Genomic DNA, 24,850 nt, shown 5'->3' with positions numbered 1-24,850 from the left:
AGGATTATTCAATGGAGTGAAGAAGTATGGCTTTCGAATTGCTGCATGCCGTGATTCACAGTTTTACAAAAGAAGCAAACACATCAGACGTCACTGAAGTAGTAAAGAAAGAAGTGTTATTAGATAGCGAACTTCCTGCTGTCATTTCCCTTGTTACAGGAGTGGTCCGCCTTTTGGGAAAGGCCGGGAATGCAGTTTCATACGGTCAATTTGGTGATGACATGCGGCAAGGGCCGTTCCCCGCGACCTTTGATACCTACACCGCTAATATTACTGACCAGAATTCCTTTTTGCTGCTTAGTCATACGGCATTGGACGAACTTGTTACTCAGGCGAAAGATGAATCTCTCTCGACTGGTGGACATATCTTAGTTGCCCAATATAACAATGACTCCACCCCATTTACCGTAGTGGCAATGATTAAGCAGAAAGGCGGAGTCAGTCTTAATAAAGACTATGTTCCAATTGAAATAACAGAAATTGATTTAACGAAGGTGCATCAAGCTGCAAGAATTAATTTGTCGCGATATTCAGAGGTAAGTAACCTTCCTTCCGCTATCGATGAACAAGATGAAGATGATGTCGATCTTACATACTTATGTTTTCTGGGACAGGGCAGGAATAATCAAGCATCTGGATATTTTGTGAAGGCTTTGGGATGTACAAAAGGTATTGCATCCTCTCGTGCAACTCAGAATGCGATCAAAGCAGTTGAGAAATATTTCTCCGAATCGGCCTTGAAAAAATATAGAACCAGGGCTCGTGATGCTGTCGTGACTTACTTGCAAAAAAAACTTGCAACGGGAGAGAACGCGTCACTTGATGAAATTTGCCATGCTGCAAGCAGTTGCGTTCCCGCAGAAGAACAAGAAAATATTGCGCAATTGAAGGAATTTTTGAATAACGAGCAGAATCAGGTTCCAGCTCAGTTTTCCGTGCACGAATCAACCTTGAAAAAGAAAATAAGAATTAAGGCCGATGCTGGAAATTGGGCGATTCAGTTCGAACAGCAGATATTGGGAACTACCCCTGACTCTATTATTTGCTACAATAAGGACAGTAAAACTCTAACTATCAGCTCCCTGACTGATCAACTAGTCAAATCAATTGAAGCAGAAATACAGTCTCGAGCTGGCGACTAAGGGCGAAAGATGTTTCACCAAGTAGTCGAATTATACAGAAAATTAGGAAAACCCCCTGTAGAACAGGGGGGCTTTTCTTATGAAGGAACTGTCTCCGAAGAAGTAATCGCTCTCCTGAATGAAATGGAGAGTCTACCAGAACATTTTGGTGTATTTTCAGTACGAAACATTACTGGAAGCACAGTGGATGTTGAATTTTCGTTACCTGGATCCGAGCATGGAAGATTCCACTCATCGTTGGCCGAATTTCTTAAGGCATCGCCTTCCATAGAGTTCGGAGTCGTTCCCGGTCAGTACTACATATGTGATATCGATTTTTACTCTCAAGATGAAAATATTCCGTCTGAGATAAAAAATCTAACAGAATGCTGTGAATTTATCAGGTTACTTTCAGTGCTGGCCAGCGAAAACTCTTCAGATTCAGGAGTAGGCGGTGTAAATAAACTTGTTTTTGTTTTAGCTGCAGACGGCAAGTCACCATCCAAAACATTCACAGTACGTACAAAAGTTGATCGAGAGATTCTGGATAAACCCATACCACATTTGAATTTGTTGCGAGCATTGATTTCTGATTCAAGAAGAGATTTGATTCATGTTGAAGAGCGCAGGATGATTCTTCAAATAGCCATTGCGGAAGTCCTTTCTACTGCAGAGGAAGGGGTAAATAATTTTACCCATCTCACGAGGCAATGGAAAGAAGTGCTACGCAAATACCGCCACAATTTTCAAGCATTTCTGCATCAATACTCCTTTGAGAAAATTAGAAAAGAAATCGCGTCTGCAGAAATAGATCATGCAACTAAACTAAGTGGAGTTTTAGGTGATATTGCTGGCAAGTTGCTAGCTCTTCCAGTGTCTCTTGGCGCAATCATACTTTTGCGCGGGGCCAAGACCCTTGAAGAGTTCATTGTCATTGCAATTGGGCTGTGTGTGGTTACAGTTGTCTTTGTTGGTGTTCTTCTAAATCAATGGCTGCAAGTTGATCGGCTACGTGGAAGTTTTAATATAATATTTGGACAATACGATGAGAAGCTCGATTCATTCCCGAAGAGATTGAGAGCGCCAGTTACTGATGCAAAGAGAAAAATCAGAAAACAAGGATTTGCATTGAGCATTACATTTATTGTCTTTGGATTTATTGCATTATTTCCATTGCTCGGTACTGTATATGTTACACACGACAAATATGGGAATGAAATTCTAAGCTACGCACGGCACATTATTACCTTGCTGACCAGTTATCTTTGAGTTGCGCTACATAATATAGTCCGTGGTACTTATCGTCTTTTGTTTTTGCTTTTTCTTGATTTCCGTTCTTCTCGCTTAAGCTTCTGCACTTCCTTGTTCCATTGCTCTGAAGCTATGGCTGTTTGCTTATACATGCCTGTTGTGCTTTTGAAGCTGGATAGTAATTTTAGCAAAACTGGTGACGCCTCAATCCTTTCTTTTTCAAGATAGAATTTCATCCTATTTGATTCGGTAAATACAAAAATTGCTGTGCACAAAATACTTATTTGATACCAAAGTGATTTGGCCGGTGTGAAAGCATTGTTTAATATTTGCCACCAAACGTAGAATGAACCAACATACGCCAGCAAGAACAAAAGCGACATGATCAGTATTGTTTTCTGTGAAATTTTTCTCCCGGCTATTGATAGTTTCCCACATTTTAACATGGCAGAAATTCCATAAAGAAAAAATGGAACGCCAAGCCCCGCTACATCAAAGTTTAAGAAGCTATATTTGGATGGGGCGAGATAATTAATGGCAATAATGCTTGCACCCAATACCCCGCATATTATTAAGTCACTTTTTATTGTTTCATAAAATGCTTGCATAAAAGGCGAGTTTTTCTTGATAATTGCCAAGAAAAAATCAAATAAAATTAAAGTCGCACACCCCCACATTGAAGTTCCCACACCCATTCTGTAAAGATTGAGCAGCAACCCATCATTGTGCAGACTCATTTCCCAGATCATTGAAACAGAAATAACAGCAATGAGTATATATTTCATGTTGCAAGCGCTTTCAATTTTTTGCCTACTGATGGCATACCCATCTTCAGGGTTATCAGATATCTGATGCTTGTTCTTAAGCATTGCCTACCATACAGGAAAGCACTAAAACCTCACGAAACCCCCGACAAGTCAGCTTCCAACTCGCGAACAGCAGCACTAATACGCATTTTAAATAGCTCCGAAATGCGCTTATCACTTAATTTTTTAATCTTCGCAGCGCCGAGTATAATCGATAGCACGGCACGTTGGTCGTCCACTGACATAGAGTCAAAATTGGGTATGTACTTGTGGGATGTTTTATCTTTTCGCTTACTTTCGTAGTAAGTTTTAATTAGAGATTTTGGCTGTATTAATCCTTTAAGGCCAAATCTGCGAATCATAACTTCAATCGTTTTATTAACGGCCCGAAGGCGATCTGTTGTCGTGATTTGCGAGAAATAAAAAACCCATCCCATCCTTCGCCCTTCAAATATGCAGCCCGTAATGCGTAGGTTTAATCTCCACTGACAAAGGGAGATTGCCGCAACCATGTCTGCCGGCCCTCTCGCTCTAGCTAATTTGTGTCTGTATGCAGTGAATATGCTTGCTAACGATGATTCAAACTTAAGAATGCTTTCTCGTCGGATTGAGACAAAACCACCATTGATTTCATAGCCCAAAAAAGTAAATGACTCTGAAAGCTGTGCAATCTTAGATTTTGAACCCGGGATGTCAGGTTTATGGGGCGTGAGACCAAGGCTGCTTAGGGCTGCTAACACTTGATCAGCAATTTCATTGGCTGCGCCTGCGGGAGTAAGAATTAAAATATCATCAACATAGCGACTATACCAAATATCAGTTCTGGCTTTGTAGCGGCTATCGATAGATAGAAGGGCGATCTCCGCTAGGACATTTGATATTGCCAGACCCTGTGGAACACCGATGACATTAGGCTTACTCCCCTTGCTTCCTTTGCTTTCTGGAACAGTGGGAGTCTCAATTGAAGCCTTTATCAACGCCAATATTTGTGGCTTCCGAATTTTCTTCTTGAGCGCATTAAAAATTACAGAGTGAGGAATCGAGGGATAGAAATTTTTGAGGTCGATTTTTATGTATTCAGCGTACTTGCCGCTAGCAAGTGCGCCTTGCAACGAGTCGATTGAAGCTTGTGGTAGCGCCATTGAGGCCTCGGGGAATACCTGGCCAAGGAAGTCACACAAGGCTCTCAGGACTATCCGGTCGCGAGCTGTGGGAATAGAGATGAGACGTGGAGGGACATTTTGTCCCTTCGAGATCAGTTTTTCTTTGAATGCGGTAAATTTGTAGGTCCCCGCGTGAACCTTTGACGTTATTACATCAATTTCGGCCTTCAGGATGGGCTCGAGCTTATATGGTCGGATTCGATCTATTCCAATCGCACTCGACTGAATAACCTTATCAAGGTATAGTTTTCTCAGGTTGCGCAGCGCGAATGTTTTATTAAATATCTTAGCTGCACTCAAACCAACCACCACAAGATCAATGGGGCCAAATAAAGCGACAGCGTTATTGCTATCCTGGCCATCAAGTAGAGTCGCGCCTCTAAAATCTCAAGCCAAGTAGGCTTACGTGTCGTAAGCGACTTCGCATTTAAGGTGCGGAAAATCTTATCGTCAATTTCTTTGTGATTCTCGACGGCGGACAACAAATCATGATAGCGCTCAAGATCACTACTGCTAATTGAGCCATTCGCGTGTAGTTGATCATACAGGCGCTGTAGATCGAGGTAGTTTTTGCGCATTGCAATGGAGCGCCCTCGGAAGTCGCGGTTGGCAACTGCCATGGATATTCCAAGAAGTGCAATGGAAAGTACAGTCGATGCCACATCTGTGTCTTTGCCAAGAATGTGTGGATACCTGATAGTTAGCACGCCAAGGGTTGCACTCAAGATCGCGTACCAAACGAGCAAAAGCTGAGAGTGAAAATCGAGCCAAGAAAGGCGAATGTGCGCCTCAATGCGAGCCTTGTAGGTGAACCAGACCTTGTCGTGCACAGACTATCTCCAAGCGGATGGGAAGAGCGAGTGAGTTTGAGAATTATTAAACATCCCTGGTGGGATCAGTGGGCCGAAGCCCAACGGCTTGCGCCGTTATTTATCAGAGCCGCCCTTACTTACGTAAGAGGAGGATCCCGCCCTTCCCATTGGCATTATATCTGACTTGAGCTGTATGTGGGCTAACTAGGAGGCGTCAACCGACAGAGGGCGAAGCAGGAGGCCCACCAATGTAAAGCGCGACGTGCAAGAAATATTCTTGCCACGTCGCGCCGTAACTCAATTGAGAAATTTTGGTTGTGCTTCTGCTACCTTATAGCGGCCGCAGGCTGTTTTGCCTCGTCGATTCAGGCCAAGACCATTTGCACCGCTGTTGCCGATGCCAAGACTGGCCGCCTCTTGTTGCAGCAGGGGCAGTGCAGCGAACGATACACACCCGCCTCGACATTCAAGATCGCCCTGAGCGTCATGGGGTTCGATTCGGGATTTCTCAAAGACGAACATACGCCGACTCTGCCGTTCCGCGCCGGCGACCCGGATTGGGGCGGCGACAACTGGCGTCAGCCGACCGATGCGGTGCGCTGGCTGAAATATTCGGTCGTGTGGTTCTCGCAGCGCATCACCCATGCCCTTGGTGAGCGCCGCCTGCAGCAGTACGCGACCGCGTTCGGCTATGGCAACGCCGATTTCTCGGGCGATCCGGGCAAGAGCAATGGCCTTGAGCGCAGCTGGATCAGCTCTTCATTGAAGATATCGCCATTGGAGCAGATCGCTTTCCTGAGGAGACTGGTCAACCGCGAGCTGCCCGTCACGCCCCATGCCTTGGACATGACGTTCAAGGTCGTGGAAAAGACCTCGCTGCCTGGCGGATGGGAGGCCCAGGGCAAGACCGGCATGGCCTATCCGAGGCTGGCGAATGGCACTTTCGATGAAGCTCACCCCTATGGTTGGTTCGTCGGCTGGGCGAAAAAAGGTGATCGCTCGTTAGTGTTTGCGCGCCTCATTCAGGACGACAGAAAAGAGCCAGGCACAGCCGGAGTACGGTCACGCGACGCCTTCTTGAAGGAGCTACCGACCTTGGCGGATGGGCTGGTCCATTAATAGTGCTTAGGGTGGATAAAGGCGCTTGCGCCATAACCCATCACGTCTTCGGCCAACGTTGGTGTGAAAGGTGGCCTTTGTCGGTCTCGCCCGACTGGCGAGGTACTTTCTTTGCTTCGTCAAAGAAAGTACCCAAAGAAAGACGACCCCGATGCACTGGCCTTCGGCTTCCCTCGCGCCTGCCAAGCGGCCAGGCGCCGCCGAACTCGCGCCGCGCTAACGTCGCGGCACTCGAACAAGCGGCGGCTTAAAACCTGGCCGCTTGACGATCGCTCGGCAGCGCAAAGGGGGATGGGCAGGATGATTGCAGCGACACTGAACGCCAAGATTCAAAACCGCGATGGGGCTCAGGGCAGCTACTACATCAACGTTGGCCGAATCCGTCCTACAGAGATGAAGGCGAGGTCTTTCGGCCAACCTTTACCCTTATCCACAGCAAGCCGTCGATCTCAGCCTTTATCCACAACCATCAATCGCTCCAACACCCCCTGACTTTCCCGCCCCGTCACGACGGCTACCTACTGCCATCCCTTTCCCTTCGACGCCGCCGAGGACGACGCGGCCAACGGGGGTAGTCGGCGAGCACTGTCCGAGTGCCGGCTTCAGCCGGCGCGAGTTGCGCAGCCGCCCGTTGGCCGTGGCGCCCGCAGGGCAGCCCGCGTCAGCGGGCCGGCGTCGTGGGGTCGCCTTTTCTTTGGATACTTTCTTTTGGCGAAGCAAAAGAAAGTATCCCGCCCCGCCGGGCGGGACCGGCGCAGCTACAGTCCTCACCAACGTCGGCCGAAAGCACTACACCGGCGCAGTACGGATCCGCTGCGCCAGCTCGGCGATCTCGCGGGTCGCCTCTTGCAGCGCGCGCAGGCCGGCGTCGCGGCTCGGCGGCCCGTCGTCGACCGGCGCGCTGCCCGACTGCTCGAGCCGTAGCAGCAGCTGCCCGGCGGCGTCGACGCAACGCCGCACCTCCGGCTCGCCGCGGCGCGCCGGCAGCGCGTTGAACAGATGCGTCAGCGCGGCGATCTGCGATACCAATAAATAACTCTTCAGGATCAACTCGCTCAGCGCGTGTTCGGCGCGCCGCTTCGACAGGGGCTCGAGCAGCATCCGCTCGTGCGTGGCCGACAGCGTCGACAGCGCGGTCAGCGTCTCGCGCCGCAGCAACCGGTAGTCGAGGTTGTCCGGCTCGGTCGGACCCAGCGCGGTCGCGAGGTAGCGGCGGCTGGCGTCGAGCACCTGGCGCAGCTGCGGCACGACCAGTTGCGACTCCCAGAACGGGAACAGCCAGCTCGCCACCGCGGCGATCGCCGCACCGATCACCGTGTCGAGCGCGCGCTCGCCGATCAGCGCCATCTCGGACGGCACCAGGAAGTGATAGAGCAGCAGCACCTCGATCGAGGTGAAGAACACGCTCGCCAGGTAGTTGAGCTGCATCAGCCCGAAGCTCAGCCACAGGCTGACGATCATCAGCCCGAACAGCACCCGTTGATCGTGGACGAACAGCAGCAGTAGCACGGTGGCGGCGCAGCCGGCGAGCGTGCCGAGCAGCCGGCTGCGGCCGCGCTGGCGGCTCAGCCCGAAGCCGGGCCGCAGCGCCACCAGCACGGTCAGCAGGATCCAGTTGCCGTGGCCGCCGGGCATCAGATCGCGGCTGACGAAGAGCGCCGCCGCCATCGCCAGCGTGAAGCGCAGCGCGTAGCGCAAGGCCGAGCTGGCGAACGACAGCGAGGTGCGCGAGAAGCCGAAATCGCTCTCGCTGCGAAACCGGGCGACCACCTCGTCGACCGGCAGCGCGGTGGTGTTGGTCAGCGCGCCGGTGTCGTCGTGCAGCTTGCCGATCATCCGGCTGATCACCGAGACGCGCTGCTGGCTGGTCAGCAGCGCGGCGAACGCCTCCGGCGCGCGCTCGGGCAAGCCGGCCGCACGCGCCGCGTCGATGTCGTAGGCGAGCGCGCGCAGCTCGGCCTTGACGCTGTAGCGCGAGCGCGACAACCGGCTGTTGCCGACCGCCTCGGCGCAGGCCTCGACGTCGAGCGCGGTCTTCTGCATCAGGTCGCGCAGGAAGTCGAGCGTGTCGCCGTCGGCGAAATGCGCGCGCAGCAGGCCGAAGTCGGTCTGCGCCGCCAGCACCATGTCGTGCAGGTCGATCACGTCGATGAACAGGTTGAACAGGCGCGAGCGGCGCGCGCCGAGGCGCTCGGGGTCACGCCCGGCCATCGCGTTGAGCACCAGGTCGCGCGCGTTCTGCTGGGTGGTCTCGACCACCATCTGCGCGGCCAAGAGCTCCCGATAGCAGGCGTCGAGCGGCACCGCCGGGTCGTAGCAGTCGGCGCGCCGGTCGAAATAGCGGGCGGTGGCGAACAGGCATTCGGCCAAGGCACGCTGCCACATCTGGTAGCGCAGCCACTGGCACACCGCCAGGCTGTAATAGGTGTAGCCGAGGCCGCCGAGCGTCAGCGCGGCGAGATAGCCCAGCTGCTGCTGCAGCGGCCCCTGCTGAGTCATGCCGATCACCATCACCAGCATCGCGTTCAGGCCGATCACCGACGCCTTCTGGCCGAACGCCACCGCGAACGCGCCGGCGAAGCTGATCAAGAGCACGGTCGGCCAGAGCAGGGCCGGATGAGCGAGACCCAGCAAGGTCCAGCCGGCCGTCAGCGACACGATCAGCGCGCAGCCGAGCATCTCGCGGTGCTTGCGCCGCAACGGTCCGGGCACGTCGATCAGGCCGACGCACAGCGCGCCGATCGCGCAGGCCATGCCGATGGCGATCTGGTCGAAGCCGATCATCAGCACCACCGCGGGCGCGACGATGCCGACGGTCATCCGAAGAGCGGTGAAGAAGTGCTGGCTGTAGAGGAAACGACGGATCGCGACGGAATCGAGCATGGGATCTGGGGTCGACTTGAAGTGGGCCAGCCTGCCAATTGTAGCGCAGCCGGCGGACGGGCCGCAGCCGATCTGGCCAGGCTTGGTGCCGCTCACAGGACGAGGCCTCGCCGGGTTTTACCGGAGGCCCGCCCTATGACAAATACCGTGAATGGACGGCCCCGATCACACCCGCGCCACACCGTTTGGCGGCAAGTGTTTAATTTTTTAAAATGGCTGTAGCTTTTTTCTAGACATGTCGTAGAATATTTTCACGACCGGGGCACAGGACTCGCCCCCGAGGCCAGAGCAAAACACGATATCTGAGGAGACCCCCATGAGCCCGCAAGAACTGCTGCAACGCAAGGCCGACGCGACCCCGCGTGGTGTTGGCGTAATGTGTAATTTCTTCGCCGACAAGGCGAAGAACGCCGAAATCTGGGACACCGAAGGCAAGCGTTACATCGATTTCGCCGGCGGCATCGGGGTGCTCAACACCGGCCACCTGCACCCGAAGGTGCAGGCCGCCGTCGAAGCGCAGCTGAAGAGCTTCAGCCACAGCTGCTACCAGGTGGTGCCGTACGAGAGCTACATCCGCCTGGCCGAACAACTGAACACGCTGACCCCGGGCAACTTCGCTAAGAAGACCGCGTTCTTCAGCACCGGCGCCGAGGCCGTAGAAAACGCCATCAAGATCGCCCGCGCCGCCACCGGCCGCAGCGGCGTGATCGCCTTCGGCGGCGGCTTCCACGGCCGCACCATGATGGGCATGGCGCTGACCGGCAAGGTCGTGCCGTACAAGGTCGGCTTCGGCCCGTTCCCGGGCGAGATCTTCCACGCCCCGTTCCCGAACGCACTGCACGGCGTGTCGACCGCCGACTCGCTCGTCGGCATCGAGAAGCTGTTTAAGTGCGACGTCGACCCGGCTCGCGTCGCCGCGATCATCTTCGAACCGGTGCAGGGCGAAGGCGGCTTCTACCAGGCACCGGCCGACTGGGTCGAAGCGCTGCGCGCGCTGTGCGACAAGCACGGCATCCTGCTGATCGCCGACGAGGTGCAGACCGGCTTCGCCCGCACCGGCAAGCTGTTCGCGATGGATCACTACAAGGTCGCCGCCGACATCATCACCCAGGCCAAGAGCCTGGCCGGCGGCTTCCCGCTGTCGGCGGTGACCGGTCGCGCCGAGATCATGGACGCGCCGGCCCCGGGCGGCCTCGGCGGCACCTACGCCGGCAACCCGCTGGCGGTCGCCGCCGCCGAAGCGGTGATCCAGGTGATCCAGGAAGAAAAGCTGGTCGAACGCGCCAACCGCCTGGGCGACCTATTGAAGGAAAAGCTCAACGGCCTGAAGAAAGCCATCCCGCAGATCGCCGAAGTGCGCGGCCCCGGTGCAATGGTCGCGGTCGAGTTCAACAAGCCGGGCAGCCACGAGCCGGACACCGACTTCACCAAGAAGGTGCAGACCAAGGCCCTGGAATCCGGCCTGCTGCTGCTCACCTGCGGCGTGTACGGCAATGTGGTGCGCTTCCTGTTCCCGCTGACCATCGAAGACGCGGTGTTCGACGAGGCGCTCGCCAAGCTGGAAGCCGCGCTGAAAGCCTGATTGATGTTACCCGGCGCTTCGGCCAAGCCCGAAGCGCCACGGATGGAGATGAAAATGAGCCAATCCAAACTGACACTAAACGACCCGTCGCTGCTGCGCTTCCAGTGTTACATCAACGGTGAATGGAGCGACGCCGACAGCGGCGAGACCATCGCCGTCAACAACCCGGCCACCGGCGAGATCATCGGCAGCGTGCCGAAGATGGGCGCGGCCGAAGCGACCCGCGCGGTCGAGACCGCGCACGCCGCGTTCAAGCTGTGGAAGAAAAAATCGGCCAAGGAACGCTCGGTGCTGCTGCGCCGCTGGTTCGACCTGATGATGGCGAACCAGGAAGACCTGGCGAAGATCCTCACCGTCGAGCAGGGCAAGCCGCTCGCCGAAGCCAAGGGCGAGATCGCCTACGGCGCCTCGTATATCGAGTGGTACGCCGAGGAAGGCAAGCGCCTGTACGGCGACACCATCCCGGCACCGCAGGGCGACCGCCGCATCCTGGTCACCAAGGAGCCGATCGGCGTGTGCGCGGCGATCACGCCGTGGAACTTCCCGAACGCGATGATCACCCGCAAGGCCGCCCCGGCGCTGGCCGCCGGCTGCACCATCGTGGTCCGCCCGGCTTCGCAGACCCCGCTGTCGGCGCTGGCGATCGCGGTGCTGGCCGAACGCGCCGGCATCCCGGCCGGGGTGTTCTCGGTGCTGACCGGCGGCTCGACCACGATCGGCGGCGTGCTGACCGGCCACGACCTGGTGAAGAAATTCAGCTTCACCGGCTCGACCGAGGTCGGCCGCCAGCTGATCGCGCAATGCGCCACCACGGTGAAGAAGGTGTCGATGGAACTGGGCGGCAACGCGCCGTTCATCGTGTTCGACGATGCCGATCTCGACGCCGCGGTCGAGGGCGCGATGATCTCGAAGTACCGCAATGCCGGCCAGACCTGCGTCTGCGCTAACCGCCTGTACGTACAGGACGGCGTCTACGACGCCTTCGTCGAGAAGTTCTCCGCCGCGGTCGCCAAGCTCAAGGTCGGTAACGGCCTGGAAGCCGGCGTGACCCAGGGCCCGCTGATCGACCTGAACGCGGTGAAGAAGATCGAGGAGCACATCGCCGACGCGTTGGCCAAGGGTGGCAAGCTGGTCGCCGGCGGCAAGCCGCATTCGCTCGGCCACAGCTTCTTCGAGCCGACCGTGGTGCGCGACGTCACCGCCGCGATGAAGGTCGCCCGCGAAGAAACCTTCGGCCCGCTCGCACCGGTGTTCCGCTTCAAAACCGAAGAGGAAGCGATCGCGCTGGCGAACGACACCGAGTTCGGCCTCGCCAGCTACTTCTACGCCCGCGACGTCGGCCGCATCTTCCGCGTCTCCGAGGGGCTGGAGTACGGCATGGTCGCGGCCAACACCGGCCTCTTATCCAACGAGGCGGCACCGTTCGGCGGCGTGAAGCAGTCGGGCCTGGGCCGCGAAGGCTCGAAGTACGGCATCGAAGACTATCTGGAAATCAAGTATCTGTGTCTCGCCGGTCTCGACCGGTAAGTAGCAGGGTTGGCGTGCATCGCGTAAAGCGAATTAGGGCCGGAGTCCCCCTCCGGCCCGCTTTTTTTTTTGCCCCAGTTAACTGCGCAAGCAGGGACCTGACCGGCGCCCCTCTACAGCGATCTCGCCGACCAGGCCCCATCGCGCGCCGGCTTAACACCCGGCAGCGCGGTGGGTCGTGCAGCCTTGTCTATCGCTCGAACCGGCCGGTGGCCCATCTCACCGAAGGCGCTGCTCCTGCATTGATCAGCAGTATTAACAAACGCAACGCGATTATTACACCCAACCCTTATTTAATATTGTCGCAACCGTGCACGACTATAACCAGGCAAAACGGCAATAATAAATACAGCCCCGATTTCAAACCAATACGCCCAGTGTTTCTACTGATCGACAGTGGCGAAATTCAACCAACTGTCCCAACCGTATCGCTCGATGAAACGGCAAATAGCACACTCCCTTTGCGACGGCGAAAAACCCTGTCTATTCTTTCTTCACAGCCCAATCCCCTAGGCTGCGGTTTGCTCTGTTGCATTAAAAGAGCAGCGGGCAGATTAAATACGATGCACACCGTTCAATTGCCCCCCTGATTAGGATATTTGACATGGCCGCACCACGCTATTTCTCGTTCATGCAACAGCCCGGGCAGGAATTCATCTTCGAGCTAACCGACCAGCGCATGATTGACCAAGCCCTGAGAATTCTGTCCGGGAAAGAAACAAACGAAGTCCATGTGAAGGGCCAGATTAACAGGAGCAAGGCCCCCTACAATCCGAACTGGGATTTCTACCACGACCCGGCCACGATCAGTTTCTTCACGCAGGCGATCGAGGTGTGTGACGCGAATATGCAGTACGCCGATGACCGCCTGGACGAGGCCTGCGGCGCGTTTCTGCCCGGCTGCCACTGGTGCCCCTGGGATTCGAAGCTGGTCCGCGAGGTGACCAAGGGCTGATCCCGAGCCCGCCCCTCAGCCCCTGCCAAGAAGGCGGTCATGACAATGCCGGCTCGAACTTGGGGGCCGGCATTATTGCTTCAATGGCCGCACGGGAAAGGCCCGCCTTCGATCCGTCGCGCCGATACACGGCGGTAGCCTAAGCGGCCGGCAAAGGACTTCCCCGACAAAACACAGGCCTGCCGCCGCATCCCTAGCCTAGACAAATGCAAAGTCAAATAGCTACAGGACAAAAGGTCGGCATTTATTACCCGGCGGCAATGCACGACAACCAATATAAAACCACCGCAACCCCGCGATGACCTCTCCTTGGGAGCGGCATCGCCGACCTCCTTTCCCTAGCCTTGATTCACCCTGGTCGACTTACGCTCTCCGGTTTATAAATTGCGCGCAATTATCAATGCCCGATCCGGCAATTGCGAAAAAAGGCCAGTCCCCTCTTTACCGCCGCCCATTAGCGGCTGGTGTCATCGAGAATGCCCTGCTAATTTGAAAACTGGCATACCCGCCCTTCATTCGCCGGGCGGCTGCAGTCATTCAAGGCAAAGGAGCGCTCGATGGATCTGACACCCCTACTCCAATCAATCCAGAGCAGCCTGGGCCAGAATCTCCCCAGCGTGCTCGGGGCGGTGGGCATTTTTGTGATCGGCTGGCTGGTGGCGGTAACGGTGCGCGCGAGTGCACTGAAGGGGCTGTCGGCCATCACACTGAACAACTGGCTCAAGAACAAGGCCAATCTGAATGTGGATCTGGAACGCTATATCGCAGTGATCTTGTTTTGGCTGATCCTACTGATCACGCTCGTCGCCGTGTTCAACTCGGTGCACCTGGAGCGCGCCTCCGAGCCATTCAACACGCTGATCACGCAGACTCTCGGCTTTCTGCCGCGCATCGTCGCCGCGCTGCTGCTGGCACTCTTGGCGTGGGTGATCGGTACCGTGGCCCGCGCTGTCGTGACCAGGACCTTGAGCACGACCGGACTCGACAAGAGGCTAGGCACGGAAGCCCGGGTAAGCTCGATGAGTAGCCATGTCGGCAACGTGCTGTTCTGGCTGATCATCCTGCTGTTCATTCCGACCATCCTGGAGGCGCTGCAACTACACGGGCTGCTTGAACCGTTCCAGGCGATGCTCAACAAGCTGCTCGGCATCCTGCCCAATGTGCTCGCGGCGCTGACCATCGGCGTGGTCGGCTGGCTGGTCGCCAGGCTGCTGCGCGATCTGGTCGGCAACTTGCTGAGCGCCGGCGAGGTGGACAAGCTCGGCGAACAGGCCGGGCTGACGGGCCGTATGGGGCTGTCGAAGCTCGTCGGCACCGTCGTCTATATTTTCGTGTTCGTACCGGCACTGATCGCGGCGCTGGACGCGCTGCAAATGCACGCCATCTCGGACCCGGCCAGGCAGATGCTGGGCATGTTCATGGCAGCAATCCCGAACATCATCGCCGCCGCCGTCATCCTGGCCCTGACCTATTATGTGGCGCGATTCGTGGCTCGCCTGCTCACCAGTCTGGCGGAGGGCTTGGGCATCGACACGATTCCGGAACGGATCGGCATCGCCAAGGCCTTTTCCGGTGACCTCAAACTCTCCGGTCTGCTCGGCAAGCTGGTGCTGTTCTTCGCGATGCTGTTCGCCTCGGCCGAGGCCGCGAACCGGCTGGGGTTCACCGGCGTGCGGGAGCTGGTGAGCAATTTCATCCAGTTCGGTGGCCAGATACTGCTCGGCTCGGTCATCCTGTTTGTCGGCCTCTGGCTGGCCAACCTGGCCTACGATGGCATCTACCGTGCCAACGGCGAGGGTGCCAAGGGGCTGGCCCGCATCGCCCAGGTGGCGATCCTCGGTCTGGTCACCGCCATGGGCCTACGTGCGATGGGGATTGCCGACGCGATCGTCGACCTCGCCTTCGGCCTGGTACTGGGCGCGATCGCCGTCGCGGTGGCGCTGTCCTTCGGCCTCGGCGGGCGCGAAGCGGCCGGCCGGCAGATGGAGCATTGGCTGAGCAAGTGGCGCAAGGAACCGTGATGGTCTGCCGCCTCGGCGGGATCCCGGACCAGGGGAACGCTTCGACGCCGATGGGGCTGGCCGAACCAAGCTAAACCACCATAGCAAAGGGCGCCCCGCGGGGCGCCCTTTTCACGTTGGCCGAAACCGAACTCAGTGCAGCTGGCGGCTGGCGCGATGGCTGAGCGGAATGCCGACCTCGGCCAGGCACTCGGCCAGGTCGCTGTAGGCAAACTCGCGATCCGGTGCCACGTCCGGCACCAGCAGCCACGGCGACGTGCCGAGCAGTGCGCCGTCAGCGGCGTTGACGATCTGCACGTTGAACGCGGTCTGCTCCGGCTGGTACTCGGCCACCGCCTCGAGCTTGTCGATGCCGCCGATCTGGCCGGCGACCAGGGCCACGGTCAGGCCGAGGCGCTTGCGGTTCCAGGCGCGCACGCCGGCCGACAGCGCCTCCCACCACGGCATGGGCGCGAACAGCTCGGCCTCGCCGTATTCCATCTCGGCGGCGATCGCCTGCTGCACCAGCGGCATCGCCGCGTCGAGCGCCTTGCGGCCGAACAGCCGCGCCTGCTCGAGCGACAGCGTGCCACGCTCGACCAGGAACGGAATCCAGCACAACACCAGCTGCGGCTCGGCGGTCTTGCTCGCCGCGTCGAAGGTGGCGCGCGACGCATCCGGGTCGGACGGCGCGAAGTCGCAGCCGGCGTCCATCACCGGCGCCAGGTGTACCAGCTGCTGGCAGGCGCGCTCGTTGAGCATGTCGACGTTGAACACGGTCGGCGACAGCCACAGCACCGCCTTTTCCGGCACCTCGAGCGCTTCGGCCAGGGCCGCCTCGACCCGTTCCAACAGCGGGAAGTGCCACCAGAAACCGCCCTGCGCCCGCGAGAGCGCGAACGGCAGCGCCCACAACTCGTACGAGGCGATGATGCCGTCCTCGCGCACCACCTCCGGGAAGGCGATGCAGTCGCGCGCGGTGCCGATCAGCAGCTCGCGCGCCGCCGGTTCGGTAAGCAGCGCCAGCTGCGCCTCGGTGAACACCGCCTGGTCGCCGCCGGACAGCGCCATCTGCACCGCGGCGGCGAGCTGCATCTTCTCCAGCGGTTTTTCCAGCGCGGCGCGCGCCTGCTCGGTCAGGGCCTTGATGCGGCTGGCGCGCTCGACCGGCGGCAGCGGCTCGGTCGGGCCGGCCTTGAACTCGCGCTGCTTCACGCCGGCCTCGCGCTCGGCGTAGGCGGCGCTGAGACGACGATACGCGTCCATCGCCGCGTCGCAGATCCGTTGCAGTTCGGCGGCGGTCGGCAGCGGCTCTTCCCAGAAGTTGAAGTCGAACAGCCTGAAGCCTTCGTTGCAGACGTAGTGGGTGATGTTTTCCTGCTCGTCGTACAGCACCACGCTGGCAAAGCCGTCGGCGTCGCGGCCGGTGAACGGCGTCTCGTCGTTGCCCACCAGCCGGCAGACGAAGGCCGGCACCTCGGTGTGCACCACGTATTCGTACGGCTCCAGCGCCTTGTCATCCACCGCATCGCCAAAGATGAAGCGATTGGGCACGAACGGGTCGCCCTGGATCGGCCGGTTTTTCGGATGGGGTTTCATTGTCGGTAACGCCTAGCGCCAAGAAGCAAACCGCCAATTTTACCCCGCCTTGGCGGGCTTGACGAAGCCTTCCGTCAGGCGGCCGAGTTCTCGCCCCGGCCGGCGGAGCTTGATGGGGCGGCTGACCGACCTAGCAGCTCAGCCCGTAATGCTGGTACACCTCGTCGCGCTGCCAGCCGAGCGACTGGTAGAGCCGCTGCGCCGGCAGGTTGACCTGCTCGGTCGCCAGCTTCAGCCGGCGCACACCATGCTGTTCGGCCATGGTCCGGGCGGCGAGCAGCAGCGCCCGGCCGACGCCGAGCCGGCGCGCCGCCGCGCTGACGAACAGGTCGTTGAGGATCCATAGCGGCGCCATGCCGATCGACGAAAAGCTCGGGTAGAGCTGGCAGAAGCCGAGCGGCTCGCCGCCCTGTTCGGCCAACAATAGCCGCGACTCGCCCGCGGTCAACCGCGCGGCGAGAAACGCCCGCGCCGCGGCGAGGTCGGCCGGCTGACGGTAAAACTGCCGGTACTGGTCGAACAGCACGGCCAGCGCATCGAGGTCGGTCGAACCGGCCGGGCGGACATGGACGCTCATGGCAGTGCCTCCCGCGCGGCGGCGGTCAACGCCGACAGCGCCGTGCGCTGACGCCCCCCACTATCGAAATTGTCCGGCGCCAGCCAGCGCTCGAACGCGTCGCGCAGCACCGGCCACTCTCCGTCGAGGATCGAGAACCAGGCGGTGTCGCGGTTGCGGCCGCGGTCGACGCGCGCCTGGCGGAACACCCCCTCGAACTGGAAACCGAGCCGCAGCGCCGCCTGCCACGACGGCTTGTTCAGCGCGTTGCACTTCCACTCGTAGCGGCGGTAACCGAGCGCGAACGCGTGCGCCATCATCAGGAACATCGCTTCGGTCGCGGCCAGGGTGCGCTGCATCCGCGGCGAGAAATTCAGGTGGCCGACCTCGATCACCCCGCCGGACGGGTCTATGCGCAGATAGCTCGCCACGCCGAGCGCCTCGCCGGTCTCGGCGTCGACGGCGGTGTAGAACAGCGGGTCGTCCTGCGCGGCCATCTGCGCCAGCCAGTCGCGGTAGTCGGCCAGCCGTTCGAACGGGCCGTAGGTCACGTAGCTCCAGTTGCGCACGGCGCCGGGCAGCTGCATCGCCGCCCACAGCGATTCGGCGTGGAGGGCCGGGTCGAGCGGTTCGAGCCGACAGTAGCGGCCGCTAAGCACGGTACGCGGCGGGCGCGGCGCGCCCTGCCAGGCCGGCACCGGCAAGCCGAGCGGCTGGCCGAATTCGTTCGGTTCCGACGCCGGCTCGCGAATCTGCAACAGAGTGATGCTCATCGGTTCTTCCTTGTGGGTGCGACGCCGAAACTCGGCTCGGCGCCGCGGGATCTTCGCCGCCCCGCAACGGGACGGCATAGTGGTCAACGCCGCCAGCGGTCGCGTAGCTGCTCCAGCGCTTCCTGCTCGTCGCGGCAACGCTCGCGGGCCTGCCGCTGCATGCCCTGCCACCACAGCGCACCGAGGCGACGCAGCGCGTTCAACAAAGGTTGGCCGAAGCGGGCGAGCGGGCCGGCAACCGGATAGGAACTCTGCATGATGGTCTCCCGGTGGTCAGCAGTCACAGGCGAGCGCCGGCGCCGCTTGCGGCATCTGCCCCGGCTCGTCACCGCTCGCGACCGGATGGCCGTCGCGCTTCCAGAAGTCCAGGCCGCCGAGCAGCTCCTTCACGCGCAGGCCGTGCTTCGCCAGCTTGTACGCGCCCTTGGTCGAGCCGTTACAGCCGATGCCGTCGCAATACACCACGTAGGTCTTGCTGCGATCGAGCGCGGCGGTACTCACCTCATCCATCGTGCGGTGCGGAAAGCTGATCGCCCCCGGGATATGGCCGGCGTGGTAGTGCCCGGTCGAGCGGGCGTCGACCACCACGATGGCGTCGATGCCGTTGCGCAGGTCTTCGGCGACATCCCAAGCGTCGGCGTGGTAGTGCAGCTTGGCGAGCATGAAATCGGCCGACACGGCGGCATCCGGGGCGGGGAATTCGAGTACCAGCGAGGCGGTGGTCATGGGGGCTCCTAGGGGGTGGCAGACAATTCAATTCGGATATCTGCTAGGCTAGGGAAAAACCGGTCCCCCGGTAAGAGCCACTCGGACGATATATGACAGAACCACTTTCAGGCACACGGCTGGCCCAGCCGGACTGGATCACCGAATCGCTGGCGCTCGGCCTCGCCGAACCGGGCCACGAGCCGCTGCAGCGGCGCCTCTACCGGCTGCTGCGCGGCGGCATCCAGCTCGGCCGCCTGCCCGGCGGCAGCGCGCTGCCCGCCAGCCGGGCGCTGGCCGGCGCGCTCGGCATCGGCCGCAACACCGTGCTGGCCGCCTACGATCAGTTGTTGGCCGAAGGCTTTCTGGAAACCCGCCATGGCGCCGGCACTTTCGTCGCCCGGCTCGCGCTCGGCCAGGTGCAACAGGCCTCCCGCCCGGCCACCGCGTCCAGCCTGTCGCAACGCGGTGCACGGCTGCTCGCGCAGAGCCAGGGGCCGATCGGCGAATCGGGTGCGTTCGCGCCATGCGTGCCGGCGCTCGACCTGTTCCCGCGCGACGTCTGGCAGGGCCTGCTGCAACGCCACCAACGCCAGGCACCGAGCGAGTGGTTCAACTACCAGGACGGCGGCGGTCTGCCGGCGCTGCGCGAGGCGCTGTGCGACTACCTGCAGCTGTCGCGCTCGGTGCGCTGCCAGCCCGAGCAGATCCTGATCGTCAACGGCGCGAAACAGGCGCTCGACCTGATCGCCGGCCTGTTGACCGACCCTGGCGACACCGCCTGGATGGAGGAGCCCGGCTACCGCGGCGCGCAGGCCAGCCTGCTCAACGCCGGGCTAAACGTGGTGCCGGTGCCGGTCGACGCCGAGGGGATGAACCCGGCGCTCGCTCCACCGGGACCGGCACCGCGGCTGATCTACACCACGCCGTCGCACCAGCTGCCGACCGGGGTGACGATGTCGCTGGCACGCCGGCTGGCGCTGCTGGCACAGGCCGAGGCGCAGCAAAGCTGGATCATCGAAGACGACTACGACAGCGAGTTCCGCTACAGCTCGCAACCGGTCGCGGCGCTGCAGGGCTTGGCCGAAAGCGAACGGGTGCTGTACCTGGGCACCTTCAGCAAGGTGATGTACCCGGGGCTGCGGCTCGGCTACCTGGTACTGCCGCCGGCGCTGGTCGAGCCGTTCCGCACCACACAGGCGCGCCGCTACCCGGAGGGCCACTACCCGCTGCAGGCGGCGCTGGCCGAATTCATCGCCCGCGGCCACTTCTCCCGCCATATCCGCCGCATGCGCGAGTGCTACCGGCAGCGCCAGCAGTACCTGCGCGACAGCCTGGCCCCCGCCTTGGTGCACGGACTCGAGCTGTCGCCGGGCGAGTCGGGCATGCACCTGGTCGCCTGGCTGCCGCCGGGCAGCGATGAGGACGCGCTGGTCGATGTCGGCGACCGCCACAAGGTGATCCTGCGTCCGCTGGCGCGCCACTACCTCGGCACGCCGAAACGCCATGGCCTGGTGCTGGGCTATGCCGGTGTCCCGGAGGCCGAGATTCGCCACGCCGGCGGCTTGCTGGCCGGCTGGCTGTCACCGTTACTGAAGGGATGAAGATGGAAAAGCCCGCACTGCTGATCAGCCGCTGCCTGCTCGGCGAACCGGTGCGCTACGACGGCCAGGGCAGGCCGTTGCAACAGGACGAGTTGGCACAGTTGGCCGAACGCTTCCGGCTGGTGCCGGTCTGTCCCGAGCAACTGGGCGGCCTGCCGACCCCGCGCCCGCCCGCCGAGCTGCAAGGGGGAGACGGCGAAGCGGCGATGTTCGGTGCGGCCCGGGTCATTACGGTAACGGGAGAGGATCAGACGGCGGCCTTTATCGCCGGCGCACGGCAGGCAGTGCTGATCGCCGGCGAGCAACAGACACGGGGCGCACTGTTGAAGGCCGACAGCCCGTCCTGTGGCCACCGCAACGTCTACGACGGCAGTTTCCGTGGAATTCGGATCGCCGGCCGGGGGAGTCGCCGCGGCAACGTTGGCCGAAGCGGGGCTGACGCTGTTCGACGAGCACCAGCTCGACGCGCTGCTGACCGTGCCCGATTAGTTGAACTTGTAGCTGTACGACAGGTTATAGCGCACGTTGTAGCGCTCGCTCAGCCCGGCCGGCGCCGCCACCGGGTGGGACAACGACAGGTCGACCAGATAGTGGCGGCTGTCGCTGACCCGCGCTCCCATGCCCGCGCTGCCGATACTGGCCGAGGCGATCCCCGGTGTGTTCCAGCTGGTGCGTGCATGTTCGCCAAACAGATAAACCTGGATGTCGTTCAACCAGTTGGCCGACCAGCTGAAGCGCTTGGCCAGCTCGAGCGAAGCCGCCCAGCCCTTGTCGCCGCCGATTGCACCCGGGTCGAACGCCCGACCGAAACGGTTGCCGCCGAAGCTCAGCTGCTCGGACGACGGCAGCACATCGTCGCTAAACTGCGCCACGCCCGACAGCTGACTGCTGTAACCGCTACCCCAATCGTCGTAGCGGCCGAGCCCCAGCAAGAGCTTCTGATAAGCGAGATCTACCTGCGACGACTGGCGCGATGCGCCGGCGGTGTCAAAGCCGTGGTTGTACGCCAGGTTGGCGCTGTTGCGGCCGGCCCCCGTGGCCTGCACCGCGTCCACGGTCAGCGTCGCCGCGCGGGTGTGCGTATCGTTCGCCAACTCCAAATCGCCGCCCTGCAAGTGGAAACGGTCGGAATCGCGTGCCGCCTGCACCCCCAGCGCCGCGTTGACCAATAGCTTGCCGCTGACCACCAAGGGGTAGCTCAGCGCTACACTTACCTTCTCCTGCACCACCTCGCGCTGAAAATCGCCGATTGGCGTCGCCACCAGCGCGTCGTAGCGGTTGCGGTAATCGCTGTAGTCAGCCACCAGCTTCAAGCCGTTCACCGCCACCGGCACCGTTTCGCGAACACCAACGTAACGCTCCCGGTCCTTGTTGCTCGGGATCAAGACGCTGACCACCGTCTGTTCGGCCAACGGCGTCATCCCATTCAGCGTGGCGATCAGAGTGCCGCGGATCCCCGGGTGGTTGGTCTCCAGCGCCACACTGCTGCTGAACGGCACACGGTCGGTCACGATCTGCGCCGCCGTCGCACCGTCCGTGGTGGTCGGCGGGTTGATCGTCACCGTCGACGGCGCCCCCGGCAACGTCGCCAGCAAGCCGGCGACCCGCTCAAACGTCGGCCGCGTCAGTGGCCGTTCGTCAAGCAATCCCCCCGCCACCTTCCGTACCATCGCCTCGGCATTGCCGGCCTTGCCGTCTGGTTTCAACTCGCTGACGTAGCCCTCCACCACGACCAGGCGCACATTGCCATCGGCAAAGTCCTGTTCCGGCACATAGCAGTACGACAACACATAGCCGCGCTGCTTGTATTCATCGGTGATGCTAGCCGCCAGCACTCCCAACTGCTGCAGCGTCAACGGCTTGCCGGCCGTGGCCGCCAGCCGCGGCGCCACCAGGCTGAGCGGCACCGCATTCATGCCCTGTACCTGGTAATGACGCGGCACGATTGAGATCTGTTCGGGAGAAGAAGACGTCTGCGTCTGCACCGGCGGAGTGACGGGTTCGTTTACTCTGGGAAGCGCCCGCGAACCCGGGATCAGCTCAGGGCGTGGCAACGTGTCGAGCGGATTACCGCGCACCGGCCGCTCATCGGCCAACGCACAGTTGATCGACAGCAGCACCAGCCATGGTACGTAGCGATACCTTAGAACCACACGCTCCCCTTGATCAGAATGGCGCGTTCCCCCGCCACTGGTCCTGTCGACCAGCACGCGGAGGAACATCAGCCGTCATGTTTATTTTTGTGCGGTCAGCCCGCCAAGCCCGCCCAGCGGAGTCAGCACCGGGCCAAGCAGCGATGCCAAAGGATTCGGCGCCCCCTGCCCCGCAGCGGTATTCCCCGGTTTACCCGACTTGCCGTTCCCCGTCGTTCCGCCACCCAAACCCGAGGTCAGCCCACCGATCGGCAGCGCCGAGGTCACCGTGCCGAGTAGGTTGCCGGCCCCTGCTCCATTGCCACCCGCTGCACCGGGGACCGCCCCCAATACCTGGCCGACCACCGGCAAGCCGCCCGCACCACCCGTCACACTGGACAGCACCGGTCCCGACACCGGCAGACCACCAGCGCTACCGCCGCCGGCTCCGCCAACACTAGCCAATACCGGACCGACCATCGGCAAGCCGCCCGCACCACCGCCAGCAGCACCCGTCACGCCGGACAGCACCGGGCCGACTACTGGCAGCCCGGACACGGGATTCGCGCCCCCCAGCCCACCCAGAATCGGCAGGCCAGCGCCACCGGCCGGCGCGGTCACCAAGCCGCCGGCAGCACCGGCAACCGGGTTGTCATGGCCGGCAGCACCGATCGTGTCGCCGGCCTGCCCCACGGCACCGCCGACGGTCGCCAGCAGCCCGGCTACCGGCGCCCCGAGGCCGCTAGTCTGTCCTACCGTGCCGGTAAGCCCGGCCACGGTCCCAACTAGCGGCTTGACGACATAACTGCCGGCCGTGGTCAACGCCACTACCGGTGCGGAACCCTCCAGCCCGTCGAGCAGCCCCCCGACTTTCGACACCACCTTACCGGTCGTATCGACCGCACCGGCTGCCGTGCCCAGCAGCGGGCTCACCAACGGCACCGAAGAGACGCCGGGCGTCGTAGCCAAGGCCGCCACGATAGTGCTCGCCGTCGACACCGCCTTGCCAGCATCATTAGCTGCGACCGGAATAATCCCCAGTGTAGTACCCAGAGGGTCAGCTGTCGTCGTCAGTTTGCCCAGCCCCTGGTTGATCCCCGACGATACGTCGCCGACCGTAGCGCCGACACCGCTCACCGTCGCGCCGACCGCCGCCGGCAGGCCGTTACCCAGCATCGGCGGGCTTATCGACGATATCTGGTCGCCGATCGCCGACAGCACGCTACCGGTAGCACCGCCGCTTTTACCGGCATTCGTGATCAGCGCATCGGTAGCCGCTACCGGCCCATTTCCGCCGGGACCACCGCTCCCCGACCCGCCACTGTTACTCCCCCCTCCCCCCGAGCTACCGCCGGCGCCGCCGCCGTCCGCCACACCACCAGCCGAGCCACCACCGCTGCCGTCGCTGCCACCACCACCTGTCACGCCGCCATGTGTCGCCGCGGACGTTTTCACTCCACCCGCGGCCGAACCACTTCCCGATGCGCATCCCGTCAGGCTCGCTGCCAACAGAGTCGCCAGCAGCCATTGCCGATTGATCCGTTCCATTGCCCTCTCCTTTTCACCAAATGCTGAAAGTGACATAAGCATCCATTGATGCCAGCTGACTTACAGTCTGGAATACCGAATAAGGAAAGCAATCGAGATGACGATGAAATGTTTTGAAGCGATTGTGACAGGTGAGAAAAGCAAACAATCAAAAAATGCCATTGGCTTTGCCGAGAACCATCCTTCCGGCCACTCTTAAACCGTCTGACTTAGAATGCCGTACGCACTTGCAGCGAAGTCAAAGTCATGACATTAACGCTGACAAGAGCAAGCACGGATACATTTGATGACGTCTTGACGATGCTTCCGGCGCGCAGCCGATTTCGCACACAAGGAAGCGAGATGAGCGACCAAAGGCATCCTCACGACGATGGATGGAGAACAAAGGAGAAACCGACAGCTAGGTCGAATGAACCAGGGCAAACTGCCCCGTCCCGCCGCAGTAACGCCGACGAACGGTGGCCGGCACAACGGACGTCTGGAAGCTTATCCAACGGCTTGGGCCGAGTTTGGGGGCAATTTGCTCGATAGTGCCGCGATCAAATCGCAAGTGCGGAGGCGGTGATCGATCGAGAGTTCGTGAACGGTGGCTGGCGGTAAGTTTATGACGCGCTAAAGCACAAAGCCCCGACTCGATGAGCCGGGGCTTTGGGTGCTTCGCAGCCGAGCTGCAAAGCGAATGGGGAGTCTGGCGGTGACCTACTTTCACATGGC

The 24,850-nt window shown here is 60.6% G+C and carries 19 protein-coding genes and 1 pseudogene; 9 read left to right on the top strand and 11 right to left on the bottom strand.

All coding sequences use genetic code 11. The annotated features are described in order from the left end of the window. Positions 1-26: 26 nt before the first annotated feature. Both ACZ2IA_RS12020 and ACZ2IA_RS12015 read left to right on the top strand, forming a co-directional pair. On the top strand, positions 27-1,142 hold the full coding sequence (locus ACZ2IA_RS12020; RefSeq protein ID WP_470292822.1) for a nucleoid-associated protein: 1,116 nt from the start codon (positions 27-29) through the stop codon (positions 1,140-1,142). 9 nt (positions 1,143-1,151) lie between these two features. Continuing rightward, positions 1,152-2,390: a hypothetical protein gene (locus tag ACZ2IA_RS12015; protein WP_470292821.1), complete on the top strand. Its 1,239-nt coding sequence runs from the start codon at positions 1,152-1,154 to the stop codon at positions 2,388-2,390. A 29-nt stretch (positions 2,391-2,419) separates the two neighbouring features. Here the strand turns inward: ACZ2IA_RS12015 and ACZ2IA_RS12010 are convergent, their stop codons facing one another. The 3 genes from ACZ2IA_RS12010 to ACZ2IA_RS12000 are packed head-to-tail and all read right to left on the bottom strand — an operon-like array spanning position 2,420 to position 5,171. After that, on the bottom strand, positions 2,420-3,241 hold the full coding sequence (locus ACZ2IA_RS12010; protein WP_470292820.1) for a hypothetical protein: 822 nt from the start codon (positions 3,239-3,241) through the stop codon (positions 2,420-2,422). A 29-nt stretch (positions 3,242-3,270) separates the two neighbouring features. Then, a complete protein-coding gene (locus ACZ2IA_RS12005; protein ID WP_470292819.1) occupies positions 3,271-4,641 on the bottom strand; it encodes a reverse transcriptase domain-containing protein in 1,371 nt (456 codons plus the stop codon). Then, positions 4,638-5,171 (bottom strand): SLATT domain-containing protein, encoded by a 534-nt coding sequence (locus ACZ2IA_RS12000; RefSeq protein ID WP_470292818.1) that lies wholly within the window; start codon positions 5,169-5,171, stop codon positions 4,638-4,640. Before ACZ2IA_RS12000 ends, ACZ2IA_RS12005 begins: the two co-directional genes overlap by 4 nt. A gap of 297 nt (positions 5,172-5,468) precedes the next feature. On the opposite strand from ACZ2IA_RS12000, the gene blaOXA reads away from it, so the two are divergent. Continuing rightward, positions 5,469-6,272 carry a class D beta-lactamase gene (gene blaOXA, locus ACZ2IA_RS11995; protein ID WP_470292817.1) on the top strand — a complete coding sequence of 268 codons (804 nt, stop codon included), beginning with the start codon at positions 5,469-5,471 and terminating at the stop codon, positions 6,270-6,272. A gap of 789 nt (positions 6,273-7,061) precedes the next feature. Here the strand turns inward: blaOXA and ACZ2IA_RS11990 are convergent. Beyond that, on the bottom strand, positions 7,062-9,155 hold the full coding sequence (locus ACZ2IA_RS11990; protein ID WP_470292816.1) for an FUSC family protein: 2,094 nt from the start codon (positions 9,153-9,155) through the stop codon (positions 7,062-7,064). A gap of 316 nt (positions 9,156-9,471) precedes the next feature. Here ACZ2IA_RS11990 and gabT point away from each other — a divergent pair, with 316 nt between their 5' ends. The 4 genes from gabT (at position 9,472) to ACZ2IA_RS11970 (ending at position 15,240) form a co-directional block, all read left to right on the top strand. Further along, the gene (gabT, locus tag ACZ2IA_RS11985; RefSeq protein WP_470292815.1) at positions 9,472-10,737 is read left to right on the top strand and encodes a 4-aminobutyrate--2-oxoglutarate transaminase; all 1,266 of its coding nucleotides are present in this window, start codon (positions 9,472-9,474) and stop codon (positions 10,735-10,737) included. A gap of 54 nt (positions 10,738-10,791) precedes the next feature. Continuing rightward, complete coding sequence (gene gabD, locus ACZ2IA_RS11980; protein ID WP_470292814.1) at positions 10,792-12,264, top strand: NADP-dependent succinate-semialdehyde dehydrogenase; 1,473 nt, start codon at positions 10,792-10,794, stop codon at positions 12,262-12,264. Between the two features lie 604 nt (positions 12,265-12,868). Continuing rightward, on the top strand, positions 12,869-13,219 hold the full coding sequence (locus ACZ2IA_RS11975; protein ID WP_470292813.1) for a BP74-related protein: 351 nt from the start codon (positions 12,869-12,871) through the stop codon (positions 13,217-13,219). 557 nt (positions 13,220-13,776) lie between these two features. After that, positions 13,777-15,240: a mechanosensitive ion channel gene (locus tag ACZ2IA_RS11970; RefSeq protein ID WP_470292812.1), complete on the top strand. Its 1,464-nt coding sequence runs from the start codon at positions 13,777-13,779 to the stop codon at positions 15,238-15,240. Positions 15,241-15,372: 132 nt separating this feature from the next. Here ACZ2IA_RS11970 and ACZ2IA_RS11965 read toward each other — a convergent pair whose 3' ends face one another. The 5 genes from ACZ2IA_RS11965 to ACZ2IA_RS11945 all read right to left on the bottom strand — a co-directional run bounded on the left by ACZ2IA_RS11965 (position 15,373) and on the right by ACZ2IA_RS11945 (position 18,873). Further along, positions 15,373-16,818 (bottom strand): hypothetical protein, encoded by a 1,446-nt coding sequence (locus ACZ2IA_RS11965; protein WP_470292811.1) that lies wholly within the window; start codon positions 16,816-16,818, stop codon positions 15,373-15,375. A gap of 130 nt (positions 16,819-16,948) precedes the next feature. Next, positions 16,949-17,395 (bottom strand): GNAT family N-acetyltransferase, encoded by a 447-nt coding sequence (locus ACZ2IA_RS11960; protein WP_470292810.1) that lies wholly within the window; start codon positions 17,393-17,395, stop codon positions 16,949-16,951. Next, positions 17,392-18,147 carry a GNAT family N-acetyltransferase gene (locus ACZ2IA_RS11955; protein WP_470292809.1) on the bottom strand — a complete coding sequence of 252 codons (756 nt, stop codon included), beginning with the start codon at positions 18,145-18,147 and terminating at the stop codon, positions 17,392-17,394. Before ACZ2IA_RS11955 ends, ACZ2IA_RS11960 begins: the two co-directional genes overlap by 4 nt. Before the next feature lie 83 nt (positions 18,148-18,230). Beyond that, complete coding sequence (locus ACZ2IA_RS11950; protein WP_470292808.1) at positions 18,231-18,404, bottom strand: hypothetical protein; 174 nt, start codon at positions 18,402-18,404, stop codon at positions 18,231-18,233. A 16-nt stretch (positions 18,405-18,420) separates the two neighbouring features. Continuing rightward, positions 18,421-18,873 (bottom strand): rhodanese-like domain-containing protein, encoded by a 453-nt coding sequence (locus tag ACZ2IA_RS11945; protein WP_470292807.1) that lies wholly within the window; start codon positions 18,871-18,873, stop codon positions 18,421-18,423. Positions 18,874-18,965: 92 nt separating this feature from the next. Here ACZ2IA_RS11945 and pdxR point away from each other — a divergent pair, with 92 nt between their 5' ends. Beyond that, on the top strand, positions 18,966-20,456 hold the full coding sequence (pdxR, locus tag ACZ2IA_RS11940; protein ID WP_470292806.1) for a MocR-like pyridoxine biosynthesis transcription factor PdxR: 1,491 nt from the start codon (positions 18,966-18,968) through the stop codon (positions 20,454-20,456). Further along, a pseudogene (locus tag ACZ2IA_RS11935) lies at positions 20,453-20,803 on the top strand (2-thiouracil desulfurase family protein); the annotation flags it as partial. The gene pdxR and the pseudogene ACZ2IA_RS11935, both read left to right, overlap by 4 nt. A 138-nt stretch (positions 20,804-20,941) precedes the next feature. On the opposite strand, the gene ACZ2IA_RS11930 reads toward ACZ2IA_RS11935, so the two are convergent. Together ACZ2IA_RS11930 and ACZ2IA_RS11925 are read right to left on the bottom strand one after the other, a co-directional pair. Beyond that, positions 20,942-22,609 carry a ShlB/FhaC/HecB family hemolysin secretion/activation protein gene (locus ACZ2IA_RS11930; protein ID WP_470292805.1) on the bottom strand — a complete coding sequence of 556 codons (1,668 nt, stop codon included), beginning with the start codon at positions 22,607-22,609 and terminating at the stop codon, positions 20,942-20,944. An 81-nt stretch (positions 22,610-22,690) separates the two neighbouring features. Next, positions 22,691-24,136 (bottom strand): collagen-like triple helix repeat-containing protein, encoded by a 1,446-nt coding sequence (locus tag ACZ2IA_RS11925; protein WP_470292804.1) that lies wholly within the window; start codon positions 24,134-24,136, stop codon positions 22,691-22,693. Positions 24,137-24,850 lie beyond the last annotated feature (714 nt).

Source organism: Crenobacter sp. CS_VA4, assembly GCF_055597485.1.
Note: the sequence above shows the minus strand (reverse complement) of the source record. Positions and strands in the feature narration are given on the sequence as shown.

What these genes read in the sequence shown, in the direction of transcription:
- ACZ2IA_RS11965 (WP_470292811.1), bottom strand. Translation starts at nt 16,818, where the DNA reads ATGAAACCCCATCCGAAAAACCGGCCGATCCAGGGCGACCCGTTCGTG.
- ACZ2IA_RS11990 (WP_470292816.1), bottom strand. Translation starts at nt 9,155, where the DNA reads ATGCTCGATTCCGTCGCGATCCGTCGTTTCCTCTACAGCCAGCACTTC.
- gabT (WP_470292815.1), top strand. Translation starts at nt 9,472, where the DNA reads ATGAGCCCGCAAGAACTGCTGCAACGCAAGGCCGACGCGACCCCGCGT.
- ACZ2IA_RS11970 (WP_470292812.1), top strand. Translation starts at nt 13,777, where the DNA reads ATGGATCTGACACCCCTACTCCAATCAATCCAGAGCAGCCTGGGCCAG.
- ACZ2IA_RS12015 (WP_470292821.1), top strand. Translation starts at nt 1,152, where the DNA reads ATGTTTCACCAAGTAGTCGAATTATACAGAAAATTAGGAAAACCCCCT.
- gabD (WP_470292814.1), top strand. Translation starts at nt 10,792, where the DNA reads ATGAGCCAATCCAAACTGACACTAAACGACCCGTCGCTGCTGCGCTTC.
- ACZ2IA_RS11945 (WP_470292807.1), bottom strand. Translation starts at nt 18,873, where the DNA reads ATGACCACCGCCTCGCTGGTACTCGAATTCCCCGCCCCGGATGCCGCC.
- ACZ2IA_RS11960 (WP_470292810.1), bottom strand. Translation starts at nt 17,395, where the DNA reads ATGAGCGTCCATGTCCGCCCGGCCGGTTCGACCGACCTCGATGCGCTG.
- ACZ2IA_RS11975 (WP_470292813.1), top strand. Translation starts at nt 12,869, where the DNA reads ATGGCCGCACCACGCTATTTCTCGTTCATGCAACAGCCCGGGCAGGAA.
- ACZ2IA_RS11925 (WP_470292804.1), bottom strand. Translation starts at nt 24,136, where the DNA reads ATGGAACGGATCAATCGGCAATGGCTGCTGGCGACTCTGTTGGCAGCG.
- ACZ2IA_RS11950 (WP_470292808.1), bottom strand. Translation starts at nt 18,404, where the DNA reads ATGCAGAGTTCCTATCCGGTTGCCGGCCCGCTCGCCCGCTTCGGCCAA.
- ACZ2IA_RS12010 (WP_470292820.1), bottom strand. Translation starts at nt 3,241, where the DNA reads ATGCTTAAGAACAAGCATCAGATATCTGATAACCCTGAAGATGGGTAT.
- pdxR (WP_470292806.1), top strand. Translation starts at nt 18,966, where the DNA reads ATGACAGAACCACTTTCAGGCACACGGCTGGCCCAGCCGGACTGGATC.
- ACZ2IA_RS11955 (WP_470292809.1), bottom strand. Translation starts at nt 18,147, where the DNA reads ATGAGCATCACTCTGTTGCAGATTCGCGAGCCGGCGTCGGAACCGAAC.
- ACZ2IA_RS12020 (WP_470292822.1), top strand. Translation starts at nt 27, where the DNA reads ATGGCTTTCGAATTGCTGCATGCCGTGATTCACAGTTTTACAAAAGAA.